Annotated in this window: 18 protein-coding genes and 1 tRNA gene; 3 read left to right on the forward strand and 16 right to left on the reverse strand. The window is 57.3% G+C overall.

Annotation, left to right across the window (positions count from 1 at the left end; all coding sequences use genetic code 11):
• Nucleotides 1-121: 121 nt before the first annotated feature.
• From narJ to HS100_22055, 15 genes are all read right to left on the reverse strand, one after another.
• Nucleotides 122-736, reverse strand: a complete 615-nt coding sequence (narJ, locus tag HS100_21985; protein MBE7436602.1) for a nitrate reductase molybdenum cofactor assembly chaperone — start codon at nt 734-736, stop codon at nt 122-124.
• The gene (narH, locus tag HS100_21990; protein MBE7436603.1) at nt 736-2,253 is read right to left on the reverse strand and encodes a nitrate reductase subunit beta; all 1,518 of its coding nucleotides are present in this window, start codon (nt 2,251-2,253) and stop codon (nt 736-738) included. Before narH ends, narJ begins: the two co-directional genes overlap by 1 nt.
• Nucleotides 2,254-2,344: 91 nt before the next feature.
• On the reverse strand, nt 2,345-5,578 hold the full coding sequence (locus HS100_21995; protein MBE7436604.1) for a hypothetical protein: 3,234 nt from the start codon (nt 5,576-5,578) through the stop codon (nt 2,345-2,347).
• A gap of 189 nt (nt 5,579-5,767) precedes the next feature.
• On the reverse strand, nt 5,768-6,178 hold the full coding sequence (locus HS100_22000; protein ID MBE7436605.1) for a nuclear transport factor 2 family protein: 411 nt from the start codon (nt 6,176-6,178) through the stop codon (nt 5,768-5,770).
• A 74-nt stretch (nt 6,179-6,252) separates the two neighbouring features.
• Nucleotides 6,253-9,912 (reverse strand): nitrate reductase subunit alpha, encoded by a 3,660-nt coding sequence (locus HS100_22005; protein MBE7436606.1) that lies wholly within the window; start codon nt 9,910-9,912, stop codon nt 6,253-6,255.
• A gap of 102 nt (nt 9,913-10,014) precedes the next feature.
• Nucleotides 10,015-10,872 (reverse strand): cytochrome c, encoded by an 858-nt coding sequence (locus HS100_22010; GenBank protein MBE7436607.1) that lies wholly within the window; start codon nt 10,870-10,872, stop codon nt 10,015-10,017.
• A gap of 3 nt (nt 10,873-10,875) precedes the next feature.
• Entirely contained in the window at nt 10,876-11,259 is a 384-nt protein-coding gene (locus tag HS100_22015; protein MBE7436608.1) for a response regulator transcription factor, read from the reverse strand.
• A 211-nt stretch (nt 11,260-11,470) separates the two neighbouring features.
• The gene (locus tag HS100_22020; protein ID MBE7436609.1) at nt 11,471-12,121 is read right to left on the reverse strand and encodes a response regulator transcription factor; all 651 of its coding nucleotides are present in this window, start codon (nt 12,119-12,121) and stop codon (nt 11,471-11,473) included.
• Between the two features lie 2 nt (nt 12,122-12,123).
• The gene (locus HS100_22025) at nt 12,124-14,106 is read right to left on the reverse strand and encodes a type IV pili methyl-accepting chemotaxis transducer N-terminal domain-containing protein (protein MBE7436610.1); all 1,983 of its coding nucleotides are present in this window, start codon (nt 14,104-14,106) and stop codon (nt 12,124-12,126) included.
• Nucleotides 14,107-14,115: 9 nt separating this feature from the next.
• A complete protein-coding gene (locus HS100_22030; protein MBE7436611.1) occupies nt 14,116-14,781 on the reverse strand; it encodes a sulfite exporter TauE/SafE family protein in 666 nt (221 codons plus the stop codon).
• Nucleotides 14,782-14,852: 71 nt separating this feature from the next.
• Nucleotides 14,853-16,550, reverse strand: a complete 1,698-nt coding sequence (locus tag HS100_22035; GenBank protein MBE7436612.1) for a cbb3-type cytochrome c oxidase subunit I — start codon at nt 16,548-16,550, stop codon at nt 14,853-14,855.
• Nucleotides 16,551-16,590: 40 nt separating this feature from the next.
• The gene (locus tag HS100_22040) at nt 16,591-17,121 is read right to left on the reverse strand and encodes a cytochrome C oxidase subunit II (protein MBE7436613.1); all 531 of its coding nucleotides are present in this window, start codon (nt 17,119-17,121) and stop codon (nt 16,591-16,593) included.
• A 19-nt stretch (nt 17,122-17,140) separates the two neighbouring features.
• The gene (locus tag HS100_22045; protein MBE7436614.1) at nt 17,141-17,299 is read right to left on the reverse strand and encodes a hypothetical protein; all 159 of its coding nucleotides are present in this window, start codon (nt 17,297-17,299) and stop codon (nt 17,141-17,143) included.
• A gap of 282 nt (nt 17,300-17,581) precedes the next feature.
• Nucleotides 17,582-17,652: transfer RNA gene (locus HS100_22050), tRNA-Gln, on the reverse strand.
• A gap of 81 nt (nt 17,653-17,733) precedes the next feature.
• The gene (locus tag HS100_22055; protein ID MBE7436615.1) at nt 17,734-18,069 is read right to left on the reverse strand and encodes a hypothetical protein; all 336 of its coding nucleotides are present in this window, start codon (nt 18,067-18,069) and stop codon (nt 17,734-17,736) included.
• A gap of 163 nt (nt 18,070-18,232) precedes the next feature.
• On the opposite strand from HS100_22055, the gene HS100_22060 reads away from it, so the two are divergent.
• From HS100_22060 to HS100_22070, 3 genes are read left to right on the forward strand one after another with little or no spacing between them, the layout of a single operon-like run.
• A complete protein-coding gene (locus HS100_22060) occupies nt 18,233-19,906 on the forward strand; it encodes a glutamine--tRNA ligase/YqeY domain fusion protein (GenBank protein ID MBE7436616.1) in 1,674 nt (557 codons plus the stop codon).
• A gap of 41 nt (nt 19,907-19,947) precedes the next feature.
• Nucleotides 19,948-20,415, forward strand: a complete 468-nt coding sequence (locus HS100_22065; protein ID MBE7436617.1) for a hypothetical protein — start codon at nt 19,948-19,950, stop codon at nt 20,413-20,415.
• A 41-nt stretch (nt 20,416-20,456) separates the two neighbouring features.
• Nucleotides 20,457-20,672 (forward strand): hypothetical protein, encoded by a 216-nt coding sequence (locus tag HS100_22070; GenBank protein MBE7436618.1) that lies wholly within the window; start codon nt 20,457-20,459, stop codon nt 20,670-20,672.
• Nucleotides 20,673-20,784: 112 nt separating this feature from the next.
• On the opposite strand, the gene HS100_22075 is transcribed toward HS100_22070, so the two are convergent.
• Nucleotides 20,785-22,473: an AarF/ABC1/UbiB kinase family protein gene (locus HS100_22075; protein MBE7436619.1), complete on the reverse strand. Its 1,689-nt coding sequence runs from the start codon at nt 22,471-22,473 to the stop codon at nt 20,785-20,787.
• Nucleotides 22,474-22,550: the final 77 nt, after the last annotated feature.

A 22,550-nucleotide genomic window follows, 5' to 3' on the forward strand; every position in this document is an offset into this window, starting at 1 on the left:
AATGCCGCTAATGGGCGAATGACGCGAATTCTTTTTTATTTGCGAAATTCGCTTCTTCGCGTAATTCGCGTTAATTTGGTTTTGACTTCGCGACCTTTGCGGTCTTCGCGGTTGACCTCTTTCAGGCGGAGGGTTCCAACACGGTCAGGACTTGAAACTGGTTTTGCAGGACGGAGCGCAGCGCCTCCAACACGCCGTGGAATTGAGTGCGCTTTTCGGATTCTTCCTCCGCCTTGGGCGCTTCGGCGTTTTCGTCTTCGTCGAAGCCTTCGGATTTGGCGCGTCCCGTCATGCGATCCAACACGGGAAGCAGCGCGTCGCGGGCGATTTCCTGCGCCTGTGTCTCGTCGTGGGTGGTGGCAAGGAAGTGCAGGATGACGGCGAGATGGTCGGGCAATTCGTTTTCGGGGAAGACGAATCCCTCCGCGCTGTAACGCTGTTTCAACCCGACGAGAAAGACGCTGCGTTTGTAGGTCTCGCCGAAGAGGTGATAGCCGATGTACGGATGGCAAGCCGCGTCCAAATCGAACGTGCCTGTGTACACTTCTTCGAGTCGTCCAGGCGGGAGCGACGCGGCGTAGTCGTGAAATTCCTTCAACTGCGCGGCGGAGGCGGGGTCTTCGTCAATCAAGAGTCCCTGCGCTTTGATGGCGGCTTGGAGCGTGCCGCCCGCGGGGTATTCCAATATGCGGGCGAAGCATTGGTAGAGGCTTCGCATTTCGGTTTCGGTATACATTAGAACTTCCTCTTCGCGATCTTGTTGCGGACGCCGAAGCCCGCTTCGCGCTTGCGGTCGAGCGGGACTTCCCACGATTCGACGGCGACCTCACGCCCGAGCGGCGGGACAACGAAGCGTTCTTCGTAGGTCGGGAGCGACGTGAGGCGGAAGATGGCTTCCACTTCGTCGGCGTTGGTGTTGCCCTGCGCGAGCGCGGCGTCCACGTCGGCTTGTTTGTAGTCTTTGACTTTCTGCGCGCGCTTGAAGATTCTGACTGCGATGAGTTTGCGATAGACCTCTTCCACGACCTTGACGTTGCCGCCCGAGAACATGCTCGCCATGTACTTGATGGGCATGCGCGCCTTTTCCAATGAACTGATCATGGCGGGCAAGCCTTCATTGTCGAGTCCTGCCACGTCGTACTTGCCGTCTTTGTCGGTCTTGGCAAGGACGGGAAGCATGGGCGGGACGTAGTAGAGCATGGGCAGGGTGCGGAAGTCGGGGTGAAGCGGAAGCGCGATCTGCCATTTCTTGACGAACTTATAGACGGGCGAATTCTGAGCGGAGGTGATCATCGCGTCGGAGATTCCGTTGGCTTTGGCGGCTTTGATGACTTCGGGGTCGAACGGGTCTTGAATCATGTTCCGTTGCGCGGCGACCAATTCTTCGTTGGGGACTGAGGCGCATTTCTGGATTTGATCCGCGTCGTAGAGCAGGACTCCCAGATAGCGGATGCGTCCCACGCAGGAGTGGAAGCAGGCGGGGGGTTGTCCCGATTCGAGACGCGGGTAGCACAAAATACATTTTTCGGATTTGCCCGAAGCCCAGTTATAGTAAGTCTTCTTGTAGGGACAGCCCGAAATGCACATGCGCCAGGCGCGGCATTTTTCCTGCGAGAGCAAAACGATGCCGTCTTCGCCGCGTTTATAGATGGCGCCCGCGGGACACGCCGCGACACAGCCAGGGTTGAGACAGTGGTTGCAGATGCGCGGCAGGTAGAAGAAGACGACGCGCTCCAGTTCGTTGAGTTGCTCGCGCTCGTCGTCGGTGAGTTCGTCGAGATTGACATCGTTGCGGGCATAAAGGGGCGAGCCGCCCAGGTCGTCGTCCCAGTTGGGTCCCGCTTCGATGCTGTCCATCGGCTTGCCCGAGATCATCGAGATGGCGCGGGCGGTCGGCTGGTCGTCGCCTTCGGGCGCGTTGAAGAGATTCTCGTAGTCGTACGTCCAGGGTTCGTAGTAATCGTCAATGGTGGGCAGGTAGGGGTTGTAGAAGATGTTGCCCAGCGCGCCGAGTTTGCTGTGCAATTTCAACTTCAACTCTTCGTTCTTCTTTTCCCAGCCGCCTTTGTATTTGTCCTGGTCTTCCCACAGGGTGGGATAGCCCGTGCCAGGCTTGGTCTCGACGTTGTTCCACCACATGTACTCGGTGCCTTTGCGATCCGTCCAGATGTTTTTGCAGGCGATACTGCACGTATGACAGCCGATGCACTTGTCGAGATGGAAGACCATTGAAACGTGCGCGCGAATATCCATTTGTTTGCTCCTTGAAAAGTGTTCCCAATTCAGGATGGGTGGTTATTGCGGCCCATCCCGCATTACGACTCGACCAGCGTTGTTCCTTCCGCTACTTGAATTTGAAGTTTGCACGATGGACTGTGCCGTCAATCAACTTCACGACCAACTGGCGGCATGTGCCGGCCCATGACTTTTCCGTTTTCCACACGAAGGTGTATTGGTCAGAAGATGGGTCATAGGACAGACTGCTCGAACCGGCTGTGAAAGTGGTTTCAACGCCATCCACAGGGGTAGTTGAACTACAAGCAATCGGTTCAGACTTGGGATAGCCCGCCGCGAAGATATTCAGTCCATGGCCACCGCCAAGGCTGAACTTCACAGGAATGGCGCGCCCGGCATTGACCAGATTCAACGTTGGCAGATTATCCACTGGTGAAAAGAAGCCTGTGAAATTATAGGTTACGGTGTACGAAGTGCTTGCGCTGTTCGTATTGCCGGCATTATCCATCGCGTAACAAGTCACGGACTTTGTTCCTACACTGCTGGTATCGAGCGCGTCACAACTTTGCGAAGCCAGACCGGAGAGTGCATCTGCCGCACCGGATGTGACCGATGCTGAACCATTTAACATTACGGGATTGGGCGACACGACCGGGTTGAGGGTGGGCGGGGTGGTATCCACGACCCAGGAATGAGTGGCAGGGGTGGGATCGAGGTTACCTGCGCCGTCTCTGGCTCGTACTGCGAAGCCATGACTGCCATCGGTTAAACCAGTGAATACTGCTGGACCGGTGCAGGCTGAGAACGAACCGCCATCCAGTGCGCATTCGAAGGTAAGGGATGCGGCTGGAGTCACATCATCGGAACCATGGAACGTGAAGGTTGCCGCGGCGCTGTTGGTGGGATTCACAGGTCCACTGTCAATCACTGTATCGGGCGGCGTTGTGTCACCGACGGTTGTATCTTCAGGTGTCACGATCGCGACGGCCCAGGTGGAGAAGTGACCGACGACGTTGCTGAAGCGAACGATGGCAGGCGTGCCGCTGGTCGGCTGTCCGAGCGCATCGAAGGTCTCGACCAGCACGCAGCCGTCGGCGGTCGGGACGTCCGCGCCCGAGCAGATCGGGAACGCCTGGTAGACGCTGCCGACCGCGTCGCCCTTGGTCACCAGCGTCGCCGTGCCGGCGTCGAGCGCGTCGAGGAGCGCGGTCTGCGTGGCGGCGTCGAGCTGGGCGAGGTCGATGTCGAACGAGAGCGTCGCGTCGCGATTCAGCGTCGGGACCGCGAACATGAACTGGTACGCCACGATGGGGTCGACAGTCGCGGGGGCCCCGCCCGCATCGACGCCGTCCTCCGACGCCAAGGCGACCGGATCGACGCGGGTGACCATGAAGCTCACCGGCGTCTCGAAGGTTGCCGCCTGCACCTGCAGGTGCATCAGTGCCTCGGGGTGGGTCACCGCGAGGTCGAGCACGCCGCCGGGCGTGGTCCCGCTGATCCCGGTGTAGCCGGTCGCATCGAGCGAGATATCCCCGCCGACGGCACTGTCTCCCATATAGAATGTCCCCGTGCCCGTGGTCTCGACGGTGAGGTTGCCGCCCACGTCGGCCCCCGCGGACATGTCGACGGTAGCGTCGCCGTTGTCGACGACGACGAGATCGCCCCCCACGGTGGCGAGCGAGGACACGTCGATCGTCGTCATGGACGGGTTATCGCTGACCTCGAGGTTCCCTCCCACCGCCGCGAGCGACGACATGTCGATAGTCGTCATGGACCCGTTCTCGCTGATGTCGACCGACCCACTGACCGTAGTCAGCGACGACAGGTCGATGACGGTCGCGGCGGTCCCGACCAGCGTGAGATCGCCGCCGATGCCGGTCACGCCCGAGATCAGGATCGCGTTCAGCGCCGGGTTGCCGGAGAAGGACAGCGATCCGTCCACCGTCTCCAGCCCGCTCAAGTCCACGCTCTGCAGCGCGAGGTTGCCCGAGATCGTGATGTTGCCGCCGGCGCTCTGCAGGGCATGGAGGTCGATGACCAGCAGCTGATCGTTGCCGGTGAGGGTGACGTCGAGCCCGACGCTCGCCACGTTCGGCACCACGAGATACTCGCGGCCATCCACGTTGATCATGACGATGCTGCCCGCCACCGCGTTCAGGCTGTCGAGCAGCGCCTGCGAGGTGGCGAGATCGATGACCAGATCGTCCGGTGGCGGCGGCGGCAGGACCGCGCGGATGCGGTTGTTCTGCGTGTCGGCAATGAAAAGCGCGGCTCCCCTGACGCCCAGCCCCCAAATGTCCGAAAAGGTAGCGTCCAGCGCAGGGCCGCCGTCACCGGAGAAGCCGCTGACGCCCGTACCGGCGAAGACGGAGAGGATGCCGGTGTCGAGGTCGACCTTGAACACCTGGGCGTGATTCGAGACGTAGAGGTTGTCGGCCTCGTCGATGGCGATGCCATGAATATCACCGAGGTCCATGGTCGTCGCGTCACCGAAGCCCGGCGGGGTGGCGCCGCCGCCCGCGATCGTGGTGATGATGTGGGTGACGGCGTCGATGCGACGCACGGTGTTCGTTCCCAGCTCGACCACGAACAGATTGCCGGCGGCATCCGTGGCCACGCCACTGGGCGAGTTGAGACGCGCCGCCAGCGCATCACCGCCGTCGCCCTCCGAACCGCAATCTCCGGCCACGCCGGAGCCGGCCACCCGGGTGATGACGCCGGTGGCGATGTCCACCTTGCGCACGGTGCAGTAAATGAACTCGGTGAAATACACGTTGCCGGTCGGGTCGACCGCTATTCCCAGGGGTATCCCGATCCAGGCGTCTGTCGCCGGGCCGCCGTTGCCCCCGTGGCCGATGTAATCCAGGCCACGGCCCGCGAACGTGGTAATCACGCCGCTGCCGAGATCCACCTGGCGCACGCGGTTCATGCCGACGTCCGCGATGTAGAGGATGTCGTCTGCCGGGCTGAGCGCGATGGCCTCTATTGAACCGAGCTGCGCAGCGGTCGCCGGGCCGCCATCACCGCCGTCGCCATAAGCGCCGTTGCCGGCGATCGTGCTGATGACGCCACCCGGGCTGATGCGGCGTATGCGGAGATTGCCGCTGTCGGCGATGTACACGGTGCCGTCGGCTGCGACTGCCACATCGGTCGGACCGCTGAGCGCGGCCGCGGTGGCCGGGCCGCCATCACCCGAGAAGGTGGCGAGGCCGTTCCCGGCGATGGTGGTGACGCTCTGCGTAAGCGTTGCCGCGCGCGCGGGGTTGACAGGCGCAAGGCTAAGGACCATTGCCAATATGATGACAACCGATATAGTGCGGTTTTTGTTTTGAATAGTGAACATGGCTAAATTTTCCTTTCTAACGAACTAACCGGTAACAGGCGCGCCGTCGTCATCGCGCAAAGACGCTTCGATGCATGTGATGCTACACGTGTGACAGCCGATGCACTTGTCGAGATGAAAGACCATTGAAACGTGTGCGCGAATATCCATGCCATTGCTCCTTTTGCGGTTCGCGTATTGCGTATCGCATTATGCGTTATTGAGTCTTGCTTCCGTATGAAGAATCAACTGCCATTGACCGCCGCGGTTCACCCAGACGGAAGAGGCGTTGAAAGCGCCAGAGATATCCTGTTCTTTGCTAAAGTTTTCCGTGACAATCTTATAGACTACGACTGCCATGTCGCTGGTTGGGAATGTCACTTCCGTTTCGGTCAGTGAATACTTTTGCAGGCTGCACCAACGCGTTCCCTCAATCTCATCGCTCTTGGCGTTGATTCCATACGCGTATACGCCGCGGTAATCATCGGCGAAGAACTTGCCGAACTGCTCAGAAAACTCATCGAATTGTTCGGGATGTTTATTCTTTAGCGTTCCCCAAAGGGCGTTCTCGCTATCAATCAACGCCTTTTTCAGGGAACCATCCTTGATTTGCTCGTTCATCGTCTAACTCCTTGGTTATCCCTCATCCCTTCACTCCTCTCCCAGTGGGAGGGGGGATGGGGTGAGGAAAACAATCACCACTCCAACTTCTCCATCTTCCTCACCACGCAGTACGTATCGCGCGTGAACACGCCGATGGGTCCCCAATAGTTGAAGCCGTAGGTGAACTGGGCGTAGCCGCCCGCCAGCAGGACGGGGTTGATGCGCGTGCGCGTCAGGCTGTTGTGACCGCCCGCGCGCTTGCCTTTGCGAATCTGCGACTTGGGGATGAAGACCGTGCGCTCGACCGCGTGATAGTACAGGCACGTCCCAGGCTGGACGCGGGCGCTGACCGCCGCGCGTGTCACGACCACGCCGTTGTCGTTGTGGACTTCGACCCAGTCGTTATCCACAATGCCGACGCTTTCGGCTTCCTTGTCGTTCAACCAGACGGGATCCATGCCGCGCGAGAGGGTCAACATGCGGTGGTTGTCCTTGTAGGTCGAGTGGATGTTCCACTTGCCGTGCGGCGTGATGTAGTTCAGGATCAGGCTCTTATCGTCCACGGGGCTGTTCACGATGTCGCCGATCTTCTTCCAGTCGCCAGGCTTCGAGACCAGTTTGGGTTTGAACGTCGGCAGGTTTTCGCCGAAGTCCATGTAATACGGATGGTCAATGTAGAAGTGCTGGCGTCCCGTCAACGTGCGCCAGGGGACGCGCCGCTCCACGCTCAGGCACCAGGCGGAATACGCGCGCCCGTCGTTGACTATGCCCGACCAGCACGGGCTGATGAGCGTGCGGCGCACCTGTCGCGTCAGATCGTAGAAGGTCATGCGCACGTCGCGCACGCCTTCGGCGAGATCCGCCAGCGGCATTCCGACTCGTTCTTCCTCATGCTTGAACGCCGCGTAGGAGACTTCTCCGTTCGTTTCGGGCGCAAGGAAGAGCAGGACGTTTGCCGCGTCAAGCGCGTCTTCCACCGACGGATATTTGTTCCCGCCCCATTCCACGCATCGCATGTGACGCGGGTCGGGCGAACCGCCGACGGGATTCTTCAGCAGGTCGTCGTAGAACTTCGCCACGTGGATTTGCACGCCGTTGCCGTTGATTCCGTCCGTGCGGATGTTGGGTCCCAGCGAGATGAACTTGTTGTAGAGGTTGGCGTAATCGCGCTCCACCACGCGGATGTGCGGCATGGTCTTGCCTGGAATCGGTTCGCACTCGCCCGTTCGCCAGTCCAACACTTCGGCTTGCGAAAGTTCGTCGGGCGTGTCGTGCATGAGCGGACCCGTCACCACGTCCTTGAGCGGAGTCGGGAAGATATCGGGCGCCATTTCGCTGACTTTCCTGGCGAAGGCTTTGAAGATTTCCCAGTCCGTCTTTGACTCCCACACGGGCGGCACAGCCTGCCCGAGCGGATGGACGAAGGAATGAAGGTCGGTGGTGTTCAGGTCGTTCTTCTCGTACCAGAACGCGGCGGGCAGGACGATGTCCGAATACAACGCGGACGAGTCCATGCGGAAGTTGAGGTCAACCACGAGATCCATTTTGCCGCGCGGCGCGGGTTCGCGGAACTTGACGGTCTTGACCTTGTCCCTGGCGTGTTCCTCCGCGATGATGTTATCGTGCGTGCCGAGATAGTGACGCAGGAAGAACTCGTGTCCCTTCGCGCTGGATTGAATGGCGTTGCCGCGCCAGATGACCCACACCCGTGGCCAGTTCTCTTCCGCGTCGGGGTCGTCCACCGAGAATTCGAGTTTGCCGTCCTTGAGTTGTTGCGCCGTCCACTTGGAGAAATCTTCGGCGGTCTTCGCGCCCGCGGCTTCGGCGCCCTTCGCCACTTCAAACGAGTTGGTCTTGAACTGCGGGAAGTACGGCATCCAGCCCATGCGGACAGCCATCGCTTCCAAGTCCATCGCGTGACCCTTCGCCCATTTCGTCTTGGGCGGGATGGGCGCGTAATCGGTGAAGTCGCCTTCGTAGCGCCACTGGTCGCTGTTGACGTAATGCCACGTGGGGGATTGCTGTCGGCGCGGCGGCTTCTGCCAGTCGAGCGCGAACGCGAGACTCGACCACGGCGCGACCAGAGTCAGTTTTTCCTGACCGACGTAATGGTTCATCCCGCCGCCGTTGACTCCGCAACAGCCGCACAGGATCAACGCGTATATCGGCGCGCGATAAACGAGATTGTTGTTGTACCAGTGATTGATACTCGCGCCGATGATGATCATGGACTTGCCGTTTGTCGCTTCGGCGTTGGAGGCGAACTCGCGCGCCAGGCGGATGATCGTGTCGCGCCCAATGCCCGTGTAGGATTCCTGCCACGCGGGCGTATACGCGCCGACTTCGTCGTAACTCTGCGGGTAATCGCCAGGCAGTCCGCGGCTCACGCCAAACTGGGCGGCGACCAGATCGAAGACGGTCGTGACGAGTTTCTTCCCGCCTTCGGTCTCGATGTATTTCGCGGGGACGCCGCGCATGGCGGTGACTTTCTCCGCGAACTCGTAGAACGCGACGTTGACCGTCTCATCCTGCGAACCGAGAAATGAAAGCGTCGGCTCGATGGGCTGGTCATCCAACCCGTCTTCCATCTTGATATTCCACTTGCCTTGTTCCTTGCTCCAGCGGTCGCCCACCGCGCCTTTCGGCATTCGCGGCGCGTTCGCCTTCGCGTCGTGGACAAGGAATTTCCAATCGCCGTTCTCCACGTCCTTGTAACGCTTGACCGTGTTGGCGCGGATGTAACGTCCCGCCTTGTAGCCGTCGCCGTCCTTCTCCAATTCGATCAGGAACGGCATGTCGGTGTTTTCTTTCAAGTAGTTGATGAAGTACGGGACTTGCCGATCCGTGTAATATTCCTTGATGATGACGTGATTGACCGCCATCCAGATCGCCGTATCCTGCCCCGCCTTGACGGGGATCCACCAATCGGAATATTTCGCCACCTGAGAGAAGTCTGGCGCGATGACGACGAACTTCGCGCCCTCATGCCGCGCTTCTGAAACAAAGTGAACGTCGGGCGTGCGCGTCATGTTCAGGTTCGCGCCCATCGAGACGATGTACTTGCTGTTGTACCAGTCCGCGCTTTCGCACACGTCGGTCTGGTCGCCCCAGATTTCGGGGAAGGCGTTCGGCAGGTCGGCGTACCAGTCGTAGAAACTCATGTTCACGCCGCCGAACAGTTGCAGGAAGCGCGAGCCTGCTCCGTACGAAAGATACGACATCGCGGGAATCGGCGAGAAGCCGAAGACGCGGTCGGGACCGTACTTCCGCGCGGTGTAGATCATCGAAGCGGCGACGATCTCCAATACTTCGTCCCAGTTCGTGCGGCGGAATCCGCCTTTGCCGCGCGCCTTCTGGATGCGCTTGCGCTTCGACTCGTCTTCCATGATGGAAGCGTACGCGTCCACGGGATGAAGATGTTTCTGCTTCGCTTCGCGCCAGTAGTCCAGCAACACGCCGCGCGCGTACGGATACTTGACGCGGATCGGGCTGTAGACGTACCACGACGCCGAAATCCCGCGCTGACATCCGCGCGGCTCGTAGGGCGGCAGACCGTCCTGCAACAGCGGATAATCCACCTGTTGCATTTCCCAGGTGATAATGCCGTCCTTGACATAAACCTGCCACGAACATCCGCCCGTGCAGTTCACCCCATGCGTACTGCGGACGATGTTATCGTGCTGCCAGCGGTTGCGATAGAACTCCTCCCACTGGCGGGCTTGCGGGTTGACCAAATCCTGAATCCAACTCATGTTAGGTGCCTCCGTTGTTGCCCTCATCCCCAGCCCTTCCCCCGAAGGGGGAAGGGAGTTCCCCTCTCCCTTTGGGAGAGGGGTTAGGGGTGAGGGAATGTATTATTTCTTCGCCAACGTCCGTTCGATCATCGGTACTCTCACGCCCTTCGAGCGTTTGCCCCAGGTCAACTGCGCGAGGAAGATCAATACCGCCGCGCCGACCGCGCTCAACAAAGCGATCTGCAACAACGCGCTCGGCTCGCGCTTCGTCACCGAAGCCTTGCTCAGGAAGGCGTACAAATCCGCCTGCTCCTGCGCCGTCAGCGGAGTCTTCACCCAGATCGCGCCCATCGTCTGCGTGGACGGCGCGCCCATGAACGCCGCGAATGCCGCATCCGATTGGACAAAGCCGCTCGTCGTCAGGTCGGGACCCAAATTGCCGCCGCCGAGAGAACCGAGTCCCGCCACGCTGTGACAGGACATGCACTGCGGACCGCCGTTCTCGAAGCGTTTATCGCCCACAAAGTAGGCTTTGCCCGAGGTCGCGTCCCCCGCTGGAAGTCCCGCCGAAGAGCCGCCCGACGTCGCGCCGCCGCCCAAATACGCGATCAACGCCGCCACCTCATCGGGCTTCAATCCCAAATTCGGCATCGGGACGTTGTTATATTGCGCCAGCATCGCCTGGGCGTCGGGGTCGCTTGTCAACATCTGGTCGGGCGCGGTCAACCACTGGGTCAGCCATTCCTCCGTGCGGCGTTCAGTCACGCCCGCAAGGTCGGGACCCACCAAATCGCCGCCGCCGATCGTGTGACAGGCGTTACACCCCTTCGCCGTGAACAATGCCTCCCCGTCCGTCTGAAGCGGCGGCATGGCGGAGGCAACGCTGAACGTGGTTGCAATGAAAATCAACGCCGCCCCCAACATCAAAGGCAGGGAAAAACGCCTGAGCATGGCGGCAGGCTTTCTGTTATCGCTCATTGCTTATTTGCTCCTCTCGTCGGATGATTTGCCCGCTGAAATGGCAGGCAGGTTTCGGATTGTTTCGAGCAGGTCGGCGCCGCTGGCGGGCAGGATGTGCGTGGAGTGGACCCGGACGACATTCTCAGCCAGTCTCGCGCGGATGATGGGCAGGTTCGGATTCCTCTCCATGATGGCGGATGTCAAACTTGCCGCCGCCTCGCTTTGAGAATCGTCGTCCGCAATCAAGACCACATCGGGGCTTGCCTCGGTTATCCTCGAGCAGACCTCCTCCCCCAAGCCCCACGGACCGACCAACTCCACGTCCGCTTCGGCGCGCAAAATCTTCTCCATGCTCTCGCCGAAAAGATGTTGCGAACATATCAACAGGACGCGATGTTTTGGCATGATTGTTTCTACAGCGTAGAAGACGTTCTCTAGTCGTTGCTGCGATGCACAAACATCGTTGGGATACGCAAGAGAACGCTAATTGTGAACAGTATTTCTTCAAGCGTACTGGAAAACACGGTGCAATCGAATCCCTCGCTATCCCGCGTTGGGAATGAAAAAAGAGTGATTGTCACATCACTCTTTTTTCAAAAAGGATTAGTTCCAGACCTCACACCAGCCCCTTGCTCTTCGCCACCTTTGCCGCTTCCCTTCTCGACGAGACCTGCAATTTGGAGAGGATGTTCCGTATGTGCGTCTTGACCGTGTTCAGGCTGATGGTCAATGCCTCTGCGATCTCCTTGTCGGTCGCGCCCTCCGCCACCTTCAACAAGACCTGCTGCTCGCGTTCGGTCAAGCCGCTGTCGTCATCCGTGTTCACAATCCCATGTTTGCTCAGGCGGCGGAACTCTCCCAGCACGCGCCCAGCCAAAGCAGGGGAAAGAGCCGCCTCGTTCTGCATCGCGCCGCGCAGCATTGCCAGCATTTCCTGAGAACGAATCTCTTTGAGCAAATATCCCTGCGCGCCGTTCTTCAAGGCCTCGAAGAGTTTTTCATCGTCGTCCCGCACCGTCAGCATGACGATGGTCGTCTCGGGCAAAACCTGCTTGATCTGACGCGCCGCATCCAAGCCGTCCGTGCCTGGCATTTGCACATCCATCAGGATCAAATCGGGTTTGAGTTCCTGCGCCTTGACAAACGCCTCCAGCCCGTCGTTCGCCTCGCCCACCACTTCCATGTCGGGCTGCGAAGCGATGATCCCCGCCAGCCCCTCGCGGAACAGGGCATGATCATCCGCCAGCATAACGCGCATTCGACCCATTCTCATTCTCTCGTTTCCATTGCCCACGTCAACGTGACGCGCGTTCCGCGTCCCTGTTCCGATTCGACTTTCACTTGTCCGCCAATGTGTTCCGCGCGCGCCTGCATGATCTTCAAACCGAAATGCCCGTTCGGTTCGGGCTGTGATGTATCGAAGCCTTTGCCATCGTCCTCGACCGCGACAAAATAATGACCGTCGTTCTTTCCCATCCGCACGACAGCCTGACTTGCATCGGCGTGATGGGCGATATTCTTCAACGCCTCGCGCGCGACCTTCAGTACCTGCTCTGCGACCTGGCGCGAACACCTGGGCGACGCCTCCGCGTTCCACGCAACACGCAAACGACCCTTCCCGAATTCATTCACCGAGGACTGCAATTTCCCGCGCAAATCAATCTCGGACGGTGACGTTTCGTCAATCAGGTTGTTGATGGCGTGCCTCACGTCGCCCGCCGCCTTTTCGATCGTCTCGCGAGTCTTGCGCAAACGTTCGAGCGCGGTCTCATCCTGCCCGCCCGATAAGAACTCCATCGTCTGGTCGGTCATCAAACCGAGATAGCTGAGCGTCTGTCCCAGCCCGTCGTGCATCTCCGCCGCCACACGCTGGCGTTCCTCCAGCGTAGCCACGCGCTCCGCCTGCGCGTACAGTTGCGCATTTTGCAGGGCGATGGCGGCGGTGTTGGCTAACTTCGTCAGCATGTCCGCCGACTCGCTTGTGAAATGATCCGTTGTGGAACTGCTCACGCACAACGCGCCGATCACCCTGTCGCCGATTCGCAATGGCGCAACCGCGTGGCTGGCGGCGTGCGTTTCCGTCAGCAAGCCGCACCCGCCGACGCATTGCGCATTACTGCAAATCAACGCTCGCGGACTGGTCAACACCGCGCTGGCTTGGTTCACCGTGGACATGCGATCCGTCGTTTCGATGGAGGGAATGCCGCTGATGGATTTGAGCAATAAATCTTGTTTTGTTTCATCCAACAGGCAAAGCATGGCAGAGTCTCCGTTCAATAACATGCGCGCTTTATCGGTCACGGAATTCAGCACATACTTCACATCCAATTGAGAGGCGATCTCGCGGCTGACTTCGTTCAGCGCGTCGAGTTCGCGCGTGCGCTGCGCGACGCGCTCCTCGAGCGTGGACAGCACCTCCAGCAATTCGGATCGCGACGCGCGCAGGCTTTTCCGCATCGAATCGAACGACTCAGACAACCTCCGCATCTCTTCTGGACCTTCGACCTGCACCGCGCTATCGAGATCGTTTTCCCCCAAGCGGTTCGCCGCCCGCGACAATTCCCTCAACGGTTCCAGCGCGGATTTGCGCGTGACCCAAGCCCCGACGCCCAGCAAAACCAACGCGCCGATAAAAAAGCCGATCTGTATCACTCGCAGGCGATTGATCTTCGCAGTGGAGTCTGCTTCATATAAACGAACCACTTCGTCGGCTTGCGCAACGAGCGTGGAAGATTTTTCTTCTATGGATTGGAGGGTTGAATCAAACGATGGATCGTCGCGCGGGGTTTGTTGCAGCATATCGAGCGCGGCGCGGAATTCGCTCCAGGTGAGATCAACTTCATTCAACGCGGAACGAATCCCAGGGTCGCGTGTGAGCGGGAGGGCGGCATCCGCATCGGAGAGATAGGGAGCCGTTCCGCCATCCAACAGGGCGCGCAGGGTTTGCTCGAAGGTCTGTTCCACTTCCTGTAACGAAGCATTGATCGTATCTTCCCCCGCGCTCACCTCAAAGGCAAGCCGCGCCATCTGTTGGGTCAACATTCGCTGGCGCCCCGCCAGGTTGATCACCAGCGCGTCCTGCCTTTGCGTCTCCAACCCCCACATCGTCGCGCCGACCGAAACCAGCACGAGCAGGACAAACGCCGTGAAGAGAAGGGTTAACTTCGATTGCAGGCTCTTGAACATGTTCAACCATCGTTTGCGGTTTGGACTTGCAGCCGCATGTCCATTATATACCGCGTGTGGTCGCATATTGCGGTTTTACCAGAACATAAACGATCCCAACATCAAATGATCCACCCATCCCAACCCGGCGAATCCGCGCATGGCGAACTGAAAGCCGAAGGTCATCATTATAAGTGCAGCGAGTCCGCGCGACCAGAGGCGGGAGATGGATTTTGCCGCCAGCCATTTGACGGCGACGAGGCTGGGGAGGGTGGCGATGCCGAAGACCAGCATGGTCAACCCGCCGAGCAGCGCGAATTTGGAAGCAGCCGCGGTAATGAGGGCGGTCAGGACCAAGCCGCAGGGTAGCAGTCCCCAAAGGAGGCCGAGCAGGTACGGGCTTAGGAGCGAAGCGGGTTTATATCCGCGTATCCATTTTCCCCAAAGTTGAATCCAGTTCGAAAACAGAAGTTCGGGAGAGGGAGTTAATCCGATGAATGCGGATGCCATGTAGAAGGCGAGGATCGCGAAAAGGATGGAAAGCATCGCTTGCAGGTTTCCATACGACCAGAGGGTCTGACCGAACAGGCCGAAAACCATGCCAAGCGCGGAATAAGTCGTAAGACGACCCAGATGAGCAAGGAACCACGCAAATTTATTCTGAAAGGCGGGCTGCCGGTCGAAGAGAAAAACGATCGCGGAACACATCCCCACACAGTGACCGAGACTGCCGAGCAAACCAAGAAGAAAGGATGCGATCATCTCACCGGTAAATTTTTTTGGACTTCGTCCCGTTTTGGCAGGACGAAGTCCTTTCAAAAGGAGAAACGCCGTTAGCGAATAAACCAGGTGCGGCCCAAAAGCCACCAGTTCGTGAGGTAATAAACTGCGAACCAGACGAGGAAGGCGAAGACGAGAACCAATGTGCCTTTGGGTTGGTTTTGTTTGTCTTCCATCTGATGGTCGGTGAGTTTGGTGGATTCGAGCAGAGGATTGTCGTTACCAGCCACGAGAAGCATATTGGTGGCTTCTTTGCGCTCACCGGTGAGAATGGAGACCAGCACGATGGTTACGTACATGATGCCGCCGGTTACCGCGATCAACGCGCCGATGCCGAAAATGGCAAGCGTGAGGTCTACCGTGCCAGGAACGACCCCCGCGAAAGTGATATCCCAATTGCGGCGGGACACGCCCTGCAAGCCGCTGGTGATCATGCCCAAAGAAACGAGAGCCGAGCCGACGCCATATACATAGGGCTGCCAGACCGCCCATTTCTTAAGTTTGAGTTCTTTGCGGAAGATGAGCGGGATGACATAGTACGTGAATGCCATGAACGCTGTGGTGGTACCGCCGACAACCGTGGCATGGAAATGACCGGGCAGGCGCAGCGTGTTGTGCGCAAGCATATTGATCTGTTCGGTGCCGATGGTCACACCGGTGACGCCGCCGATCCAGCCGAAGAGGATCATGGACACGACCAAGCCGGAAAAGCCCGGCTCATTCCACGGACCGTTGCGGAGCCAGCCAAACAAACCTTTATTGTGCCCCTTGGCGCGCAGGGCAATTTCCATCGCGGCGGGAATCGAGAAGGCGTGCATCATGGAACCGAGAACGGCGAGATACATGGCATAGGATGTGTTTACAGCCTTCCACGCAAAGGAAAGGCCGGGGTCAACCAGGAGGTGATGAGCCGAACCAAGATTGATGAAGAACAGATACAGGATAAAGGCGAGGCGCGAGAATTTCTCATTCACCGGGCGGATGCCGACGGTCATTTGCGCGAGCATGTACCAGATGGCGACCATCGCCGCAAGATTAACCTGCTGGGCGGGATGCCCAAATCCCCAGAAGAAGTTGCGGTAAATGCCGGGGTCGTAGACGGGGAACACGTCGAGCGACCATAAAAAGGCGGGCACGATCGCGACCGCGCCTTCGAGTAGGGTATAGACGGCAAGAATCGCAGCGGTCATCAAACCGAATACAGCCAGCGGCAGGGAACCTTCGAAACGCTTTTCGCGTTTTGCAACGACGAGGTTGATGAAAAAGGTGATGACCTGGATCAACGCGCCAACGGCGAAGAGGATGTAACTCAGGTAGAACAAGGGATGCGCCTTGAGCGGCACATAGGCGGTGAACGTAACAGTGGATTTCGGGTCGAACAGCACGACGCCATTGGCAAGCAAACCGCCGATAGTCATCAGACCCCAGCCGAACCAGGCAAGTTTGGGGGCGGCGTGGCGCGCATTCAATAACGCGGTGGAACCGAACGCCAGCCCGGCCATTTCAAAGAAGACGATCCATGCCACGAGCATATCAATGCCGTGCAGGGTCAATAAACGGTAGAACCAGGTCGCATCCAGCAGGTGGACGGCCTGCCAGCGTGTGAGGGCGATCAAAAGCGCAGCGATGCCGCCGAGGACGAGACAGACGACAGCCATCACCGCGTTGGCGATGATAAGGCGTTCGGCATGCATATCCACTTTGAGGGTGGTGACGCCGCAGACCCGGTAATCGTCCTTTGTGCCAGCCATCCATGGATTTGTGGGAGCAAGTGCGGTCATTTCATATCTCCTATTTCACGATAATCTTGCCAATCATGGTGTGATGGCCGAGCGAGCAGAATTCATTGCAGACGATTGTGAATTCACCCGTCGTGGTCGGAACGATGGTCGCCACGTAATCGTAGCCGGGCAGGATCTGCAAGTTGATGTTGACCGGCTGGAGCGAGAAACCGTGTTGAAGATCCATTGAGGATATATGCAGGCGGTAGGTTTCGCCTTTTTGGAATTGTAAAATGGGGTACCACTGCCAGGTGCTGGCGCGCAGATACACGTCACTGCCGGGAGGCGCTTCTACAACGGGCAGGGTCACGCCGTTGACGGTCTCCTCACCCACTTTGTATTGTTCGGTGAAGGCAAGCATGGTCTCATTGAATTGCGCAGGCGTGGTTCGATAAGTTTCAGTGGGCACGTTCTGCTTGCCCATGAAATACCAGAGCGGCATCATCACAGTAAGGAACACGCACCAAACGAACGCGACGGTAAGCCAGGTCTTTTCATGGCGACCCATGGGTTTCCACCAGAGTTTTTCGGGGGCTAACATTGGTTATCTTCTCCTTTACCTATGGCGCAGGGGGAACGTTCATAAGGTCAATGATTCCCCAGGCATTGTAGATGACCCCGCTGATCAACAGCGAGAGCAGGAACAACAGCCAGATGTTGTCGAACACAGCCTGCCATTTGAAGGCTTCTTTCTCTTCCGGGTTTTCTTTCTGGGTCATGGCATTCTCCTTTTGTAATGTGTCTATTTTCACAATGATTATCGGAATATGTACTTATTATTGCATACGGAGAAATTACACGCTGTGATTTTTGTTACATATCTGGGATGATCTTCCTTACTATTTCCCCCAATTAAGACCGGATTTATCGCCTCGACCCCGCTCATGCCTATCCCTCCCCATTTGATTCTTCCTTCGCCTCGACCTTTTACACATCCCTCAATGCAAGAATAAGAGCAAACATAAAGCGCCTCGAGAAAATCTCAAGGCGCTTGCATTGTGCTGGGGATCAAGGATTTGAACCTCAAATTTCGCGTCCAGAGCGCGACGTGATGCCATTTCACCAATCCCCAAAGACCTTACTTTATCCGTCCAGCGGGCGGAATTCTATCACGCCCACCCACCCCGCGCAAGTGAAGGCATCGGCGAACCCGTCAGCTTGAACGGGAAGATCGTCGGGCGCTCTCCTCGATTTCCATCAGGATGAGCAGTCCGTTTTCGACGAATTTCAAACCGAAGAAATAGACCACGCCGGGAATTGACTGCATGAGATATGGGGTGAAGAAACCGAGCAGGTCAAAGATAGACATCCCCTTCTGGTAGAAAACACCGGTCACAAATTGCGTCATGAATTGAGCGAACGAGATGGAGGAGGTGAGCAAATAGACCACCAAAACCACCCAGGCAATAATGCCTGCCCACCGGGAAATTTTGAGGACAACGCTTTTGTCAAAAAATACGGCATAGTTATTTTTAAGTCTTTCTTCCATGAATTATGCTCCTGTTGGTATATGATGTTAATTATACTTTGTTATAATTTGCATCACCGACGCCTTCCGCGAGGAAAAAGTTCCTGGAACGCCGGCAGGCAAAAGGTCGAGTAAGAAGCGGATTTTCGTCCGCTATAAATTACCCCGAAGGTTGTGTCATAGAATGAGTCCGGAAGAGAACAAGCCCACCGATTTCATCCGCGAAGCCGTGGCGGAGGATTTGAAAAGCGGACGCTACACTTACGTGCGCACGCGACTGCCCCCCGAACCCAATGGTTATCTGCATATCGGGCATGTCAAGGCGTTCATGATCGATTATCTCATCGCGAAGGAAAACAATGGCGAGTTGATCCTGCGTTTCGACGACACCAACCCGACCAAGGAAGAGACCGAGTTTGTGGAAGCCATCGAAGAAGATGCGCGCTGGCTCGGCATTGAATGGGTGAAAGTGACGTATGCGTCTGATTATTTCGATGAGTTGTATGAATGGGCAAAGAAGCTGATCTTGATGGGGAAAGCCTATGTGGATGACCAGACACCTGAGGAAGTTAGCAAGAACCGCGGGACCCTGACCGAACCCGGTGTGAATTCGCCATACCGTGACCGGGATGTTGAAGAAAATATGGATCTGCTTGAACGCATGAAGAACGGCGAGTTCCCTGATGGGTCTCGTATTTTGCGCGCAAAGATAGACATGGCGCATCCGAATATCAACATGCGCGATCCAGCGATGTACCGCATCATCCATAACCCGCCGCATCATCGAACCGGCGATAAGTGGAAGATCTATCCGATGTACGATTGGTCTCACGGGCAGAACGATTCAATGGAAGGCATCACCCATTCATTGTGTTCGCTTGAATACGAAAATCACCGTCCGCTGTACGAATGGTTCCTCGATCAGTTGGGCGTGTTCAAGCCGCGTCAGATCGAGTTTGCGCGTCTAAACATGAACTACACCGTGATGAGCAAGCGTAAATTGCGCCGCCTTGTTGAGGAGAATCGTGTCAATGGCTGGGATGACCCGCGCATGCCGACGCTGAGGGGAATGCGCCGCCGCGGCTACACCGCCGAAGCCATTTTGGATTTCATCCGCCGGGTGGGGGTGGCGAAAAATTACAGTGTCAGTGATGTGGCATTACTCGAAGAGTGTGTGCGCGACGACCTGAACAAACGAGCCCTGCGCCGCATGGCGGTCATCCGCCCGCTGAAAGTTGTCATAGACAATTATCCCGACGATCTCGTGGAAGAAATGGAAGCAGTCAACAATCCCGAAGACCCTTCATCCGGCAGGCGCAAAGTTCCTTTCTCGGGGGTCATTTATATCGAGCAGGATGACTTCCGCGAAGTGCCGCCTCCGAAATATCATCGTCTGTTCCCCGGCAACGAAGTCCGATTACGCTATGCATATTTCATTAAGTGTACCGAGGTGGTGAAAGATGCAAATGGCAATGTCATCGAGATCCATGCCACGTACGACCCGGCAACGCGAGGCGGTGATGCACAGGACGGGCGCAAGGTCAAATCCACGATCCATTGGATTTCAGCAAAACACGCCAAAGAAGTGGAAGTCCGCATGTATGACCGGCTCTTCAACAAGGAAAACCCCGAGGAAGGCGAGGAAGGATTCCTCAACTGCCTGAATCCCAACTCGTTGGAAATCCTTAGCGGATATGCGGAACCGGCTCTTGCATCGCCGACGGTTGGATCACGCTACCAGTTCGAGCGCCTCGGCTATTTCTGCGTTGATCCAGACTCCCTGCCGGAGAAGCCTGTTTTCAACCAGACAGTCAATCTCAAAGATACGTGGGCGAAAATGGAAAAGAAAGGTAAATAGGCAGCAAAGTGAAAAGAACTGGATTACAGGTTCGACAAATTATGACGGTTCTGCTTGTCAGCATTGTGCTCTCCGCCTGTGCCCCACAATCGTCCGCTCCCACGGTGGATGTCGTCAGCACGGTTGCAGCGCAACTTGCGGCCGATATGTTGACACAGACCGCCGGAGCCGCGACAGTCACCCCGTCGCTGCCGACAGAAACGCCGACTCCCGCATTCACAGACACCCCGACGCCGACATTTCCACCATCACAGATCAACCCGCCTCGGTTGATTGCCCAGACCGGTTGTTGGACGGGTCCCGGTGATACCTACACTTTGATCAGCAACATCGAACTTAATGCCAAGGGCAGAAAGAACGTCATCATCCTGGGAATCGGATCTGTACCAGGCTGGGTTGTGATCCGCAACCCGTATTTCAATAACCCCTGCTGGGTCCCGCTGACAGCCATGGAGATCGACCCGAACATGGACATGACCCAATTCCCCGTCATGACACCCGGACCGTGAATTTCCCCGGTGCTATAATTATCATGTATAAGGAGTAGCCCATGAGCGAAGCAAAACGCAAATCGATGAAGGACAAACTTCCGCCCGAGGCGCTGGAACATATGAAAGCCGCGCGGGAGGAGATGCGTAAGAGCGTGGAGACCATCCTGCCGCCCGGATTTTTGGAGCATCGCCGCGCGGCGCGCAGGGAGATGCTTCTCGCCTTTCGCAGTCTTATCGACGCCGCAATCAAACGGACGGAAGAAAAATCCTCATAAAGTTGAACTCCCGGTCAAATTGACCGGGAGTGTTTTTATTTGTTTTAAAGGGCGGGCTTGTAACCCGCCAAAAGAATGATCGTCAGACTACAAGCCTGACCCTACGACACATCTACCGAAACGGGCGTTTTCCGCGCGCAAGGAAGATGGTGTAAAACAATGCAACACCCGCCCCACCGAACAACCCCCGTGCTATCAATGCGTTGGCATCGTACAAGATCGCGCCTGCCACCAGCAGACCCAAGAACACGATACCGCCCGTCAACCGGTTCAGGGAACGCTCGAGGTAACTGATCTGCAGGTTTACCAGGGGTATCTGCACGTTCAACTCACCCCGCTCGATACGCCCAAGAACACGTTCCGCCCGGCCGGGGATGGCGATCAGGGTCTTGAAGAATTGTTCCGCCTCATCGAAAAAGACATCCAATGGGGATCCATCCTCGCCCTCCGTGAGTTTACGCGCATACGGTGCAAGCTGGAGCCAAAGATTGAACTCAGGATTCAAGCCTGTACACATCCCGGACAAAATCCCCATCGTCCTTCCGAGAAGCAAAAGGTTCTCGGGCAATTGAAACGGCATGGTCAACATCAGGTCGCGGAACTGCAAGCCGAATTTCATCATCTCGGCGTGACGGATGCTGCGCAATTCGTTCATGCTCATGCCCCAGAAACGATCAAAGACCTGGGCGCTGGCTTCCTCCAAAAGTTTTACATTTGCAGTTGGAAGCAGGACCCCCAAAGTTTGATACGCCCTTATCAGACGCGGCGCATCCTGCAAACCGATGGAAATCGCCGCCTCTCGAAGCCCCTCGACGAGCGTGCCCGGCATTCTCCCCACCATGCCAAAGTCGATGAAGGTCAGGCGGAATCGGGTCGAGCCGTCTTCGTTTTTCTCGGGCAGAGGCAGCACGAACAAATTCCCCGGATGCGGGTCGGCATGAAAAAAACCGTCTTCGAAAATTTGTTTTAAATACGCCGCAAGCAGTCGCTCCGCAACAACCGCCCGACTGATGCCCGCATTCGTGATGGCATCGTAATCGGTGATCTTTATGGCAGTGACATCTTCAAGTGTAAGGATGCGCCGCGTGGTTCGGCTCCACACCACACGCGGGACATGGACGCCTCCATCGTCATTGAAGTTGGCAGCAAAAACCTCGGCATTCTTTCCCTCCGACAAATAATCCAGTTCCGCCTTCAAGATCGCGTCAAATTCCCCAACAATTGCCATAACATCGGCCCGCTCGCTGACGGGGCGATATCGTTTCAACCAGCTGCCCACAACCCGTATTGCGGACATATCCACTTCCACGATCTGTTCGATGTTCGGGCGCAGGATCTTCACCACGACATTTTCAAAGCCCATTGCTTCGGCGTCGTTTGAAAATAACCTTGCGCAATGGACTTGTCCCAATGATGCGGCGGCTACCGGCTCTTTTTCAAAGGAAAGAAAGACCTCATCGATGGGAGACCCAAACTCCCGTTCCGCCTGGATGCGGATCGGGTCATATTCCTCCGGCGGGACTTCATCCTGTAAACCCGCCAATTCGTCGGTAATCTCCGAAGGCAGCACATCCAGCCGGGCTGAGAGGAATTGCCCCACTTTGATCATCACCCCGCCAAGGCGAATCGCGAGCGCGCGAAAGCGGACCGCGATCTGGCGCAACCGCCGCGGACGTGTGGCACGGGAAAGAAAACCCATTCCGATTTGCCGCAATACAATATCCCAAAAAATTATGCTTGTCGTAACGCGGGCAAAGAACAACACGATCCGCCAGTAACGCACCCGCAGGATTGTTTTCATGAAGTCTCCACGGATGCAATTGTAGCCTTTTTATGGTTTTGATGGAAACAATAAAAATTCCGGCGCATTAATACACC

The organism is Anaerolineales bacterium (genome assembly GCA_015075725.1).
Lineage (GTDB): Bacteria > Chloroflexota > Anaerolineae > Anaerolineales > Villigracilaceae > Villigracilis.